11 protein-coding genes are annotated in these 12,419 nt (G+C 65.3%); 2 read left to right on the top strand and 9 right to left on the bottom strand.

Annotated features, from left to right (window positions below; all coding sequences use genetic code 11):
• Positions 1 to 31: 31 nt before the first annotated feature.
• The 4 genes from AC1DGP_RS18280 to AC1DGP_RS18265 all read right to left on the bottom strand — a co-directional run bounded on the left by AC1DGP_RS18280 (position 32) and on the right by AC1DGP_RS18265 (position 3,320).
• The gene (locus tag AC1DGP_RS18280) at positions 32 to 802 is read right to left on the bottom strand and encodes an ABC transporter permease (RefSeq protein WP_441504442.1); all 771 of its coding nucleotides are present in this window, start codon (positions 800 to 802) and stop codon (positions 32 to 34) included.
• Positions 799 to 1,587, bottom strand: a complete 789-nt coding sequence (locus AC1DGP_RS18275; protein WP_441504441.1) for an ABC transporter ATP-binding protein — start codon at positions 1,585 to 1,587, stop codon at positions 799 to 801. Before AC1DGP_RS18275 ends, AC1DGP_RS18280 begins: the two co-directional genes overlap by 4 nt.
• Positions 1,588 to 1,612: 25 nt before the next feature.
• Positions 1,613 to 2,671 (bottom strand): ABC transporter substrate-binding protein, encoded by a 1,059-nt coding sequence (locus AC1DGP_RS18270; protein WP_441504440.1) that lies wholly within the window; start codon positions 2,669 to 2,671, stop codon positions 1,613 to 1,615.
• A gap of 193 nt (positions 2,672 to 2,864) precedes the next feature.
• Complete coding sequence (locus AC1DGP_RS18265; protein ID WP_441488044.1) at positions 2,865 to 3,320, bottom strand: Lrp/AsnC ligand binding domain-containing protein; 456 nt, start codon at positions 3,318 to 3,320, stop codon at positions 2,865 to 2,867.
• Positions 3,321 to 3,448: 128 nt separating this feature from the next.
• On the opposite strand from AC1DGP_RS18265, the gene putA reads away from it, so the two are divergent.
• Together putA and AC1DGP_RS18255 are read left to right on the top strand one after the other, a co-directional pair.
• A complete protein-coding gene (gene putA, locus AC1DGP_RS18260; RefSeq protein ID WP_441504439.1) occupies positions 3,449 to 6,568 on the top strand; it encodes a bifunctional proline dehydrogenase/L-glutamate gamma-semialdehyde dehydrogenase PutA in 3,120 nt (1,039 codons plus the stop codon).
• Positions 6,565 to 7,080, top strand: coding sequence for an RNA pyrophosphohydrolase (locus AC1DGP_RS18255; RefSeq protein WP_441504438.1), 516 nt, complete (start codon positions 6,565 to 6,567; stop codon positions 7,078 to 7,080). Before putA ends, AC1DGP_RS18255 begins: the two co-directional genes overlap by 4 nt.
• 82 nt (positions 7,081 to 7,162) lie before the next feature.
• Here the strand turns inward: AC1DGP_RS18255 and atpC are convergent, their stop codons facing one another.
• The 5 genes from atpC to AC1DGP_RS18230 form a co-directional block, all read right to left on the bottom strand.
• Positions 7,163 to 7,576, bottom strand: a complete 414-nt coding sequence (gene atpC / locus AC1DGP_RS18250) for an ATP synthase F1 subunit epsilon (protein WP_441488041.1) — start codon at positions 7,574 to 7,576, stop codon at positions 7,163 to 7,165.
• Between the two features lie 141 nt (positions 7,577 to 7,717).
• Complete coding sequence (gene atpD / locus AC1DGP_RS18245; protein ID WP_113517308.1) at positions 7,718 to 9,187, bottom strand: F0F1 ATP synthase subunit beta; 1,470 nt, start codon at positions 9,185 to 9,187, stop codon at positions 7,718 to 7,720.
• A gap of 73 nt (positions 9,188 to 9,260) precedes the next feature.
• On the bottom strand, positions 9,261 to 10,130 hold the full coding sequence (locus AC1DGP_RS18240; RefSeq protein WP_441504437.1) for a F0F1 ATP synthase subunit gamma: 870 nt from the start codon (positions 10,128 to 10,130) through the stop codon (positions 9,261 to 9,263).
• A 43-nt stretch (positions 10,131 to 10,173) separates the two neighbouring features.
• Positions 10,174 to 11,703: a F0F1 ATP synthase subunit alpha gene (gene atpA, locus AC1DGP_RS18235; RefSeq protein WP_441488039.1), complete on the bottom strand. Its 1,530-nt coding sequence runs from the start codon at positions 11,701 to 11,703 to the stop codon at positions 10,174 to 10,176.
• Positions 11,703 to 12,275 (bottom strand): F0F1 ATP synthase subunit delta, encoded by a 573-nt coding sequence (locus AC1DGP_RS18230; protein ID WP_441488038.1) that lies wholly within the window; start codon positions 12,273 to 12,275, stop codon positions 11,703 to 11,705. The genes atpA and AC1DGP_RS18230 overlap by 1 nt, the downstream gene beginning before the upstream one ends.
• Between the last annotated feature and the right edge of the window lie 144 nt (positions 12,276 to 12,419).

Below are 12,419 nucleotides of genomic sequence, written 5' to 3'. Positions count from 1 at the left end.
GGCGCTAGGTCAGATCCGCTCTGCACCTTGCTCAGCCATTCGCCATCTGCGAACGCCGGGCCCAGCCCGTCATGCGGCTCTCGACAAGGTCGACGATGGCGACGAGAAGCACGCCGAGGACCGCAAGCACGATCAGCGCCGCAAAGATCAGCGGCACGTTGAAATCAGCCGAAGCGCGGGTGATCAGGTTGCCGATGCCGAGATTGGAGGCATTCTGCTCGCCGATCACCGAGCCGACATAGGCGAGCGTGATCGAAACCTTCAGCGCCCCGAAGAAATAGGGCAGCGCGCGCGGAATCCCGACCTTGGTCATGATGTCGTAGCGGCTGGCACCCAGTGCCTTCAGCACATCCTCGGTCTCGGGCTCGATCGTGGCCAGCCCGGTCGCGACATTGACGACGATCGGGAAGAACGAAATCACGAACGCGGTCAGCACCGGCGGCTGCCAGCCGACCCCGAACCAGATCACCAGGATCGGCACGACAGCGACCTTGGGAATCGAGTTGAAGCCGACAAGCAGCGGGTTCAGGCCCGCATAGATCAACCGGGACGAGCCGACGAGCAGGCCGAGCGCCAGACCGAACACGATCGAGAGCACAAAGCCGGCCGTGGTCATCCAGAGCGTGTGAAAGGCGTTCGTGTAGAGCGGCTTTTGATACTGCACCAACGCAGCCCAGATCGCGGAGGGCGGCGGCAGGATGAAGGAGGAGATCGCGAAGGCGCGGCAGGCGATCTCCCAGATCGCGAAGAAGCTAAGCGTGAACAGATAGGGCGCGAGCCTCAGCCAGAGCGAGCGCTTCATGCCGCCTCCCGCGCCGTACGGATATGGCCGCGCAACTCATGCACGACCGACGCGAATTCAGGCGTATAGGTGATGTCGAGATCACGCGGGCGCGGAAAATCGATCTCGCGCTCGGCGATGATCCGCCCCGGCCGCGCCGACATGCAGAACACCCGGTCGGCCAAGAAAACGGCCTCGCGCAGATCATGGGTCACCAGGATCACGGTGATGCCGCGCTCGGCATGAAGATCGCGGATCACGCACCAGAGTTCTTCGCGCGTAAAGGCATCGAGCGCACCGAAGGGCTCATCCAGCATCAGGAGCTTCGGCTCATGGATCAGCGAGCGGCACAGCGAGGCGCGTTGCTGCATGCCGCCGGACAGCTGCCAGGGGAATTTCTGGCCCATGCCCTCGAGTCCGACCTTGGCGAGCAGAGCCTCGGCCCGCGCGACATAATCCGACTTGTTGGCACGCAAGCGCGAACGATGCGGCTCGACGATCTCCAGCGGCAGCAACAGGTTCCGCAATGTCGTGCGCCAGGGCAGCATCACCGGATTCTGGAAGGCCATGCCGGTGATCTTGATCGGCTGCGTCACCCCCTGCCCGGCGACGATCACCGTGCCGCGCCGGGGCCGCTGCAGGCCGGTCGCGAGCTTCATCATCGTGGACTTGCCGCAGCCGGAGGGGCCGACGATCGCCGCGAACTCGCCCTCCCGGATCTTCAGCGAAAGCCCGTCCACGGCGGGGGTGCTTTCGCCTCCGCCGTAGACATGGGTAACTTCGTGGAGTTCGACGAAGGCGCTCAAGCGCGAGCCCGCAAGGTCGAGCGCATCAGAACTTCCGCTCGGCCACAGGCGGCAGGTAGCTGTCGTCGAAAGCCGCCCCGGCCTTCGCCTTGTCCTTGAACGTGAAGGTCAGCCCAATCTGGTCCAGCGCCCGTTCCCAGCGCGCCTTGTCGATACCGCCAAAGCCATCGGCCTTGACTGCTGGCGTCATGACGTTCTGGGCGATCGTCATCTTGAGGCGCTCGACCTCGACCTCGAGCTTGGCGACATCGTTGCGCTGGATCACGAGCTTGCCGCCGAGTTCCGGGTCGGCCACCGTGTCGCGAACGCCTTTGGTGATCGCCCGAAGCAGGCCACGCACGGCCTCGGGCTTTTCGGCCGCGAATTTCGGCGAGACCATCACGACATTGCCGTAGAGCTCGACGCCGTAATCCGACATCAGCAGAGTGACGATGTCGTCGACGGGAACGCCGCGTGATTTCAGGTTGATATAGGAGGAGTTCGCGAAGCCGAACACCGCGTCGACCTCGCCTGAGGCCAACATCGGCTCACGCACGGGGAAGCCGACATTCTCCATCCGCATCTTGCTGTCGTCGAGCTTGTTGACGGTCTTGAAGATCGGCCATTGCGCAAAGGCCGCGTCAGCCGCCGGCGCGCCGAACTTCTTGCCCTCGAGGCTCTTCACGTCTGCGCTGATGCCCCGGCTCTTGCGGCCGACGATCGAGAAGGGCGGCCGGTCATAGACCATCATCACCGCCTTCAGATCGACGCTGGGATTCTCGTCGCGGAACCGGATCAGCGAATTCACGTCGCCGAAGCCGGCATCGTAGGTGCCGGACGCCACCCGCGGGATCGCCTCGCGCGAGCCGTTGCCCGTGTCGATCGTGACGTCGAGGCCCTCGGCTTTGAAATAACCCTTCTCCTGCGCCATCAGGAACAGCGCAGCCGGGCCCTCGAAGCGCCAGTCGAGCGTGAAGCGAACGGCGGTCTGAGCGAAGGAGGGACCCGCGCCGGTCAGGCAGGCTGCGGCGAGCCCCAGGGCGCCCAGCGCACGGCTCATCCCACGCCGGGAGAGCATCGTGGGGCGGAACGGGTTCGTCGACATCGGCAGCTCCGGATCATCACATGCAGGCGGGTCGGCAGGACCCGTTCGAACGGAACGCGACCAGCAAATCCCATGCCGTGGCGTCCTATGCTCAAACTGGCCGAATACAAAACAAGGTCAAGCGCATAGCGCCGAAAATGCATGCACTGCGCCTAAAATATAACGCGACGTCACCAGGCCCGATCGCGATCGGCTAAAGCGGCAGCGCTCCGTCGGTCTTGACCTCCTCCATCACGGCATAGGTCCGCGTCTCACGCACCGCCGGCAGCGCCAGCAGCACTTCGCCGAGGAAACGACGATAGGCGTTCATATCGGCCACCCGCGTCTTCACGAGATAGTCGAAACCGCCGGCCACCATGTGGCATTCCAGCACTTCGGGCGCCCGTTTCACCGCGGTTGCGAAACGCTCGAAGGCGTCGGGCGTCGTCTTGTCGAGATAGACCTCGACGAAGACCAGCAGATGCAGCCCCAGCTTCAGCGGATCGAGCGTCGCGCGATAGCCCGTGATGTAGCCGTCTCGCGAGAGCCGCTTCAGTCGCTCACCGGTCGCGGTTGGCGACAGGCCAACCTTTTCAGCCAGTTCGACGCCGGCGATGCGCCCGTCGGATTGCAGCATGGCGAGGATACGCCGGTCGGTTCGATCGAGCACGGGATTATTCTCTAAAAGCTCCGGAATATTCGAAGATAGATAAAGGCTATCACGGAAAATGGCCATTGATATCCGGCCACGCAAGCGCGATCCTTGAAATCATCCCGTCATTCATTCGGAATCGCACCATGGCCGCTCCTGCCCCCCGTCCGGTCGCCCCGTCCGCTCGCCACGCCTTCCGCGCGCCCTATGCCGAAGACGATACGACGATTGCGGCACGGCTGCTTGCCGGCGCCAGGCGCGAACCCGCAGCCAAGGCGAGGATCGACCAGCGCGCGACCGGGCTGATCGAGGCCATCCGGACCCGCAAGGTCGGCCTGGGTGGCATCGAGGAACTCCTGCGCGAGTACTCGCTCTCGACCAAGGAGGGACTTGCGCTGATGGTTCTGGCCGAAGCGCTGCTGCGCGTGCCGGATTCCACGACCGCCGACCAGTTGATCGAGGACAAGCTCGGCCAGGGCGATTTCGCCCATCACGAATCCAAATCGGATGCCTTCCTGATCTCGGCTTCGTCCTGGGCGCTTGGCATCACCGCCCGCATCATCCAGCCGGGCGAGACGCCGACCAGCATCATCGGCAATCTGTCGAAGCGCCTTGGCCTGCCGGCCGTCCGCACCGCCACCCGCCAGGCGATGCGTGTCATGGGCAATCATTTCGTGCTCGGCCAGACCATCGAGGAGGCTCTGAAGCGCGCTCGCTCGGGCACCGGCAAGCTCTATCGCTATTCCTTCGACATGCTCGGCGAAGGCGCACGCACCCAGGCCGATGCCGACCGCTATTTCGCCTCTTACGCCGCGGCCATCGACGCAATCGGCCGCTCGGCCGGCAATGACCCTCTGCCGAACAGGCCGGGCATCTCGGTCAAGCTGTCGGCCCTGCATCCGCGCTATGAGGCCACCAGCCACGAGCGCGTGCTGAGCGAACTCGTGCCCAAGGTCATCACGCTGGCCCAGCAGGCCAAGGGCTACGACCTGAACTTCACGATCGACGCCGAGGAAGCCGACAGGCTGGAACTCTCGCTCGACGTCATCGATGCGGTGACGGCAGATCCGACGCTCGCCGGCTGGGACGGCTTCGGCCTCGCGATCCAGGCCTACCAGAAGCGCGCCTCGGCGGTGATCGACCATATCGCGGCCCTGGCCGAGCGCCACAACCGCCGCATGATGGTGCGCCTGGTCAAGGGCGCCTACTGGGATACCGAGCTGAAGCGCGCCCAGGAGCGCGGCCTCTCCGACTACCCCGTGTTCAGCCGCAAGGCGATGACCGACCTCAACTACGAGGCCTGCGCCGCGCAGCTGCTGGCCTTGCGTCCACGCATCATTCCGCAATTCGCCACCCACAACGCATTGACGGTCGCAGCGGTCGCCGAGATGGCGGGCGGCTCCCAGGGCTTCGAGTTCCAGCGCCTGCACGGCATGGGCGAGGCGCTCTATGAGAGGTTGCTCCAGGAGGATTCCGGCTTCGCCTGCCGCACCTACGCCCCGGTTGGCGGCCATCAGGATCTGCTTGCCTATCTCGTGCGCCGTCTGCTCGAGAACGGCGCGAACTCCTCCTTCGTCAGCGTGTCCGGCGACCCTGACGTACCGGTCGCACAGCTGCTCGTACCCCCTGCCGACATCATCGGCACCTCGGCAGCGGCTCGCCATCGCCGAATTCCGCTTCCCGCCGACATGTTTGGCGCCTCGCGCAAGAACTCGGCCGGCGTCGAGCTTGGGCATGAGGCCAGCCTCGTCGCGCTTCAGTCGGAGATCGGCCAGGCAGCAGCCAAGCCGTTCCCCGAGGCGACGGTGATCATCGACGGCAAGCCGGCCGGTGGCGTCTCCCGCCCCGTCCTGTCCCCGATCGATGCCCGGCAGGTCGGGACCGTCCTGGAAGCCGATGATGCCCTGGCCGATCGCGCCATCCAGGCGGCCCAGGCCGGCTTCACCAGCTGGAACCGCACCCCCGCCCGGACGCGCGCTGCCGCCCTGCGCAAGGCTGCGGACCTGATGGAGGACCGACGCGGCCTGCTGCTCGCACTGCTCCAGGCCGAAGCCGGCAAGACGCTTGACGATGCCATTTCGGAGGTGCGCGAGGCCGTCGATTTCTGCCGTTACTATGCGGCCGAAGCCGAAGCGCATTTCGCCACGCCGCAGGTACTTCCCGGCCCGACCGGCGAGGAGAACCGCCTGATCTTGCGTGGGCGCGGGCCGTTCGTCTGCATCGCGCCCTGGAATTTCCCGCTGGCGATCTTCTCGGGCCAGGTCGTTGCCGCGCTCGTCGCCGGCAATAGCGTCGTCGCCAAGCCAGCCCCGCAGACGCCGCTGATCGCCGCCGCTACGGTCCGCCTGCTCCACGATGCCGGCATTCCAGCTTCCGCCCTCCATCTCGTGCCGGGAGACGGCAAGGTCGGCGCCCGGCTCGTCGCTCATCCAGCCGTGGCCGGCGTCGCCTTCACCGGCTCGACCGCAACGGCGCGCGCCATCAACCGGACGCTCGCGGCCAAGGATGGGCCGATCGTTCCGCTGATCGCAGAGACAGGCGGCCTCAACGCCATGATCGTCGATGCGACCGCCCTGCCTGAGCAGGTCGCCGACGACGTCGTGATGTCGGCCTTCCGCTCGGCCGGGCAGCGCTGCTCGGCGCTGCGCCTCCTGGTGGTGCAGGAGGATGTCGCCGACAAGATCCTCGAGATGATCGTCGGTGCCGGGAAGGAGTTGAAGCTCGGCGATCCGCGCGCCATCGACGTTCATGTCGGTCCGGTGATCGATGCCGCCGCCAAGAGCCGGCTCGACAATCATGTCGCGGCGATGCGCGCCGAGGGCCGGGTCGAATGGGCCGGCAGCACGCCGGCGCTCGGCGGCACCTTCGTCGCACCGCATATCGTCAAGCTCGACGACATCTCCGACCTCACCCAGGAGCATTTCGGCCCCATCCTGCATGTCGTGCGCTGGAAGGCCGGGGAACTCGACAAGGTCATCAACCAGATCGAGGCCACCGGGTATGGGCTGACGCTCGGTGTGCATTCGCGCATCGAGACGACGGTCGAGCGGGTTGCCGAGCGGCTCTCCACCGGCAATGTCTACGTCAACCGCAACATCATCGGTGCCGTCGTCGGTGTGCAGCCCTTTGGCGGTCACGGCCTGTCCGGCACTGGCCCCAAGGCTGGCGGACCGCACTATCTCGCCCGTTTCGCGACGGAGCAGACGGTCACGGTCAACACGGCGGCAGCCGGCGGCAATGCCAGCCTGATCGCGATGGGCGAATGAGCAAGGCAGGGCGAGTGAACAAGCCCTATCGGCCCAATGTCGGCATTGCGCTCTTCAATGCCCGGGGGCTCGTCTTTGCCGGACGCTCATGGAGCGACGGCCCGGAGATCGTCCACCCCGGACATGACTGGCAGATGCCGCAGGGCGGCATCGCTCCGGCCGAGGAGATCGTCGCAGCAGCGCGACGCGAGCTGGCCGAGGAAACCGGCATCAGCGAGGCCGCGCTCTTGGGCGTCACCGCGGAGTGGTGGCGCTACGACTTCCCGCCCTATGACGGGCCGCCGCACCGGCTCGATCGTTTCGCGGGGCAGGAACAGCGCTGGGTCGCATTCCACTTCACGGGCAGCGAGGCGGCGATCGACATCGGCCGCCCGAACGGGGACGCCCCACCGGAGTTCACCGAATGGGCCTGGCTGCCGCTGGCCGAAATGCCGGCCCGTGTGACGCCGTTCAAGCGCGAGACCTATGAGCGCGTGGCCGAGGCCTTCGGGCATTTCGCCAGACCGGCCTGATCTCGGGACGCAACGTGCAACAAAAAAGGGCCGCTCGCGCGGCCCTTATGTCATCTCGATGCCGGAAGGCAGGTACGCGATCTCACGCAGCCTTGCGCTGCTGGAAGACGCCCTTGAACTCATGAAGCTGGATCAGCAGCTCCTGCAGGCGACGCTGTTCGTCTTCGGTCGGCGCAGCCGCCAGGCGGGTTTCGACCCGGAGGATTTCGGCGTCGAGCACGTCATTGTCGACGTCCTCGATGAAGCCGGCCTTCTCGGTCAGGATCGTCAGGGCCGTGGGATTGGCTTCGACGATACCGCCGCCAACCACGAATTCCTTGCCGTTGCCCGGCCCCGTCTGGGCGAGCACGATACCCGGCTTCAGCGCGGCGACGATCGGCACGTGGCCGGCGAGAATGGTCATCTCGCCTTCGACCGACGGCACGATGACGCTGACGACTTCGCCCGAGAACAGGATGCTCTCCGGCGAGACGAGTTCGAACTTGAAGGTGGCCATCAAGGGCTCTCCCGCTGCTTCAGTCATCCCGGCTGGAGCGCAGCGTGGAGCCGGGATCCAGGCCAAGGCCTGTGTCGTCGATGCTGGGGCGCGGCTCCCGGGCTGGCTTGCGCCATCCCAGATAGCCGTTGCCCCAGCGGATTACGCCGCTTCGGCAGCCAGGCGCTGGGCCTTCTCGACTGCTTCGTCGATCGAGCCGACCATGTAGAAGGCCGCCTCCGGGAGGTGGTCGTACTTGCCCTCGACCAGTCCCTTGAAGCCCTTGATGGTGTCCTCGAGCGCAACGAGCTTGCCGGGCGAGCCGGTGAAGACTTCGGCGACGAAGAAGGGCTGCGACAGGAAGCGCTCGATCTTGCGGGCGCGGGCGACCGAGATCTTGTCCTCTTCCGAGAGCTCGTCCATGCCCAGGATCGCGATGATGTCCTGCAGCGCCTTGTAGCGCTGGAGGATCTGCTGGACCTGGCGGGCGATGTTGTAGTGCTCTTCACCGACGATCGCCGCGGACAGCATGCGCGAAGTCGAGTCGAGCGGGTCCACCGCCGGGTAGATGCCCTTTTCCGCGATCGAGCGCGAGAGCACGGTCGTGGCGTCCAAGTGGGCGAAGGAGGTGGCCGGCGCCGGGTCGGTCAGATCGTCCGCCGGCACGTAGATCGCCTGCACCGAGGTGATCGAGCCCTTGTTGGTGGTGGTGATGCGCTCCTGCAGGTTGCCCATGTCGGTCGCCAGCGTCGGCTGATAGCCCACCGCCGACGGAATACGGCCGAGCAGCGCGGACACTTCCGAGCCGGCCTGCGTGAAGCGGAAGATGTTGTCGACGAAGAACAGCACGTCCTGGCCGCGGTCGCGGAAATCCTCGGCGACGGTCAGGCCCGAGAGAGCGACGCGCATGCGGGCGCCCGGGGGCTCGTTCATCTGGCCATAGACGAGGGCGCATTTCGAGCCTTCGCCGCCGCCCTTCTTGTTCACGCCCGACTCGATCATCTCGTGATAGAGGTCGTTACCCTCGCGGGTGCGCTCACCGACGCCGGCGAACACCGAGTAGCCGCCATGGGCCTTGGCGACGTTGTTGATCAGCTCCATGATCAGAACGGTCTTGCCGACGCCGGCGCCGCCGAACAGGCCGATCTTGCCGCCCTTCGCGTAGGGAGCCAGCAGGTCGACGACCTTGATGCCGGTGACCAGGATCTGCGCTTCCGTGGCCTGCTCGGCATAGCTCGGCGCAGGCTGGTGGATGCCGCGAGTGGTGGAGGTCTTGATCGGGCCAGCCTCGTCGACCGGCTCGCCGATGACGTTCATGATGCGGCCGAGGCACTCGTCGCCAACCGGAACCGCGATCGGCGCGCCGGTGTCGCTCACTTCCTGGCCACGGACCAGACCTTCGCTCGAATCCATCGCGATGCAGCGCACGGTGTTCTCGCCGAGGTGCTGCGCAACCTCGAGAACCAGGCGGTTGCCCAGGTTCGTGGTCTCGAGCGCGTTCAGGATCGCCGGCAGCTCGCCATCGAACTGCACGTCGACGACGGCGCCGATGACCTGAGCGACGCGGCCCGTACCGGTATTGGCGGACTTCTCGGTCTTGGTCTTGGTGGTCTTGGTTGCGGCTTTGGCCATGGTCGAACCTCGATGAGCGTTCAGCTTTACGGACAAGCCTGCGGGCTTAAGCGCCGCGCAGGCCCTTCAGGCGTTAGAGCGCTTCCGCTCCGGAGATGATTTCGATGAGTTCCTTGGTGATCATTGCCTGACGCGAGCGGTTGTAGAGCTGCGTCTGCTTCTTGATCATCTCACCGGCGTTACGCGTGGCGGAATCCATCGCCGACATGCGCGCGCCCTGCTCGGAAGCGGCATTCTCGAGAAGCGCCCGCAGCACCTGGACAGTCAGGTTGCGTGGCAGCAGAACGTCGAGAATTTCGCCCTCGTCGGGCTCGTACTCATAGACGGCGTCGGTCGTCTTGGTCCCCGCCGGGATTTCGGCCGGAATGATGCGCTGGGCCGTCGGGATCTGCGAGATCACCGACCTGAACTTCGAGAAGAACAGCGTCGCGACATCGAACTCGCCGGCGTCGAAGCGTGCCAGGACGTTCTGCGCGATTGTCTCGGCATTGACGAAGCCGACTTGCTTGAAGCCGCGCAGGTCGACCAACTCGATGATGTCCTGCTCGAACTGCCGGCGCAGGATGTCATAGCCCTTCTTGCCGACGCAGATGATCTTGACCGTCTTGCCCTCGGCCTTCAGCGCCTGCGCCTTGTCACGCGCCAGACGCGCGATCGAAGAGTTGAAGGCGCCGCACAGGCCGCGCTCGGCCGTGCAGACGACGAGCAGATGGACCTTGTCCGAGCCCGTGCCGCCAATCAGCCTTGGAGCGCCGTCACCGGCGACACCAGCAGCCAGACTGGCAAGCACCGTCTCCATGCGCTCGGCATAGGGACGCGCCGCTTCCGCCGCGCTCTGGGCGCGGCGCAGCTTGGCAGCCGCGACCATCTGCATGGCCTTGGTGATCTTCTGCGTCGCCTTCACTGAGGCGATACGATTTCGCAGATCCTTCAATGAAGGCATCGACGATCCTCATATTGCCGGGGTGATGAAACCCCGGTCGACCTCAAGCGAACGACTTGGCGTAATCAGCGACGATCTCTTTCAGCTTCGCGGCATTCGCGTCCGAAAGATCCTTGGTGTCGCGGATTTCGTTGAGTAGGGCGATATGCTTGCCGCGCACCAGCGCGAGCAGGCCGTCCTCGAAAGCGCGAACCTTGTTGACCGGCAGCGGGTCGAGATAGCCGTTCACGCCGGCATAGATCACGACCGTCTGCTCTTCCATCTTCAGCGGCGAGAACTGCCCCTGCTTCAGGAGCTCGGTCAGGCGGGCGCCGCGGTTGAGCAGGCGCTGCGTGACCGCGTCGAGATCCGAACCGAACTGCGCGAAGGCAGCCATCTCGCGATACTGCGCGAGCTCGCCCTTGATCTTGCCGGCAACCTTCTTGGTCGCCTTGGTCTGCGCGGCCGAACCGACGCGCGACACCGAGAGGCCGACGTTCACGGCCGGGCGGATGCCCTGGTAGAACAGGTCGGTCTCGAGGAAGATCTGGCCGTCGGTGATCGAGATCACGTTGGTCGGGATGTAGGCCGACACGTCGTTGGCCTGGGTTTCGATGACCGGCAGCGCCGTCAGCGAGCCCTTGCCGGCCTCGTCGCCCATCTTGGCGGCGCGCTCGAGCAGGCGGGAGTGGAGATAGAACACGTCGCCCGGATAGGCTTCGCGGCCCGGCGGGCGGCGCAGCAGGAGCGACATCTGGCGGTAGGCGACGGCCTGCTTCGACAGGTCGTCATAGATGATGACGGCGTGCATGCCGTTGTCGCGGAAATACTCGCCCATGGCGCAGCCGGCGAACGGAGCCAGGAACTGCATCGGGGCCGGATCGGAGGCCGTGGCCGCCACGACGATCGAGTATTCGAGCGCACCGCGCTCCTCGAGCACCTTCACGAACTGCGCGACGGTGGAACGCTTCTGACCGATGGCGACATAGACGCAGTAGAGCTTCTGGCTCTCGTCCGTGCCTTCGTTCAGGGCCTTCTGGTTGAGGATCGTGTCGAGCGCCACGGCGGTCTTGCCGGTCTGGCGGTCGCCGATGATCAGCTCGCGCTGGCCACGGCCGATCGGGATCAGGGCGTCGATCGCCTTGAGGCCAGTCGCCATCGGCTCATGCACGGACTTGCGCGGAATGATGCCGGGCGCCTTCACGTCGACGCGCGAACGGATCTTTGCCTTGATCGGGCCCTTGCCGTCGATCGGGTTGCCGAGCGCGTCGACGACGCGGCCGAGCAGCTCCTTGCCGACCGGCACGTCAACGATCGCGCCGGTGCGCTTGACGGTCTGGCCTTCCTTGATCTCTCGGTCGGAGCCGAAGATGACGACGCCGACATTGTCGCTCTCGAGGTTGAGCGCCATGCCGCGCACGCCACTCTCGAACTCGACCATCTCACCGGCCTGGACCTTGTCGAGGCCGTAGACGCGGGCGATGCCGTCGCCGACGGAGAGAACCTGACCGACTTCGGTGACGGAGGCTTCCGACCCGAAATTGCTGATCTGAGCCTTCAGGATCGCGGAGATTTCAGCGGGGCGGATTTCCATCAGCCGACCTCTTTCATGGCAAGACGAATTGAATTGAGTTTGGTTTTCAGCGAGGCGTCGACCATCCGCGAACCCATCTTGACGACGAGACCGCCAATGATGGCCGGATCGACCTTGATAGCGACGGCAACATCCTTGCCCGCCACATCCTTGAGCGTCGCGCGGATCTCGTCGAGGCGCTTGGCCGACGGCTCCTCGGCGACCGTGACTTCGGCACTGACGATGCCCTTGGCTTCGGCGACGAGCGCACGATAACCGCGGATCATGCCCGACAGCGCGAACAGGCGGCGCTTGCTGGCGACGAAACCGATGAAATTGCCGGCGATACCGCCGATGCCCGCCTTGGCCAGCAGGGCGGTGATTGCAGAGACCTGCTCCTCGGCCGTGAAGACCGGGCTGCTGATCAGCCGCTTCAGATCGTCGCTCTCGGCGATCATCGCGCTGAATGCGTCGAGATCGGCCGAAACGGCGTCGATCGCACTGGCCTCCGAAGCCAGTTCGAATAGCGCCGTGGCATAGCGCCCGGCTACGCCCGACACCAATGTCTGATCCTGCGATCCGCCTTCAGCCACGCTCACATCTCTCGTTCAATGGACTGCACCGGCGACCTTCTTGATGAAGGTGGAGTGCATCGTCCTGGCGCTGCGATGTTTCAGACAGACGAAAGCCGCGCGAGTGCGCACCTTGCGTCCGAAATGTGGCGGTGCACTAACATG

This window comes from Allobosea sp. 05T433, from assembly GCF_056396065.1.
Note: the sequence above shows the minus strand (reverse complement) of the source record. Positions and strands in the feature narration are given on the sequence as shown.

Bases quoted from the DNA above. Each gene is read 5' to 3' on its own strand.
- AC1DGP_RS18280 (WP_441504442.1), bottom strand. From the start codon at position 802: ATGAAGCGCTCGCTCTGGCTGAGGCTCGCGCCCTATCTGTTCACGCTT.
- AC1DGP_RS18270 (WP_441504440.1), bottom strand. From the start codon at position 2,671: ATGTCGACGAACCCGTTCCGCCCCACGATGCTCTCCCGGCGTGGGATG.
- putA (WP_441504439.1), top strand. From the start codon at position 3,449: ATGGCCGCTCCTGCCCCCCGTCCGGTCGCCCCGTCCGCTCGCCACGCC.
- AC1DGP_RS18255 (WP_441504438.1), top strand. From the start codon at position 6,565: ATGAGCAAGGCAGGGCGAGTGAACAAGCCCTATCGGCCCAATGTCGGC.
- atpC (WP_441488041.1), bottom strand. From the start codon at position 7,576: ATGGCCACCTTCAAGTTCGAACTCGTCTCGCCGGAGAGCATCCTGTTC.
- atpD (WP_113517308.1), bottom strand. From the start codon at position 9,187: ATGGCCAAAGCCGCAACCAAGACCACCAAGACCAAGACCGAGAAGTCC.
- AC1DGP_RS18240 (WP_441504437.1), bottom strand. From the start codon at position 10,130: ATGCCTTCATTGAAGGATCTGCGAAATCGTATCGCCTCAGTGAAGGCG.
- atpA (WP_441488039.1), bottom strand. From the start codon at position 11,703: ATGGAAATCCGCCCCGCTGAAATCTCCGCGATCCTGAAGGCTCAGATC.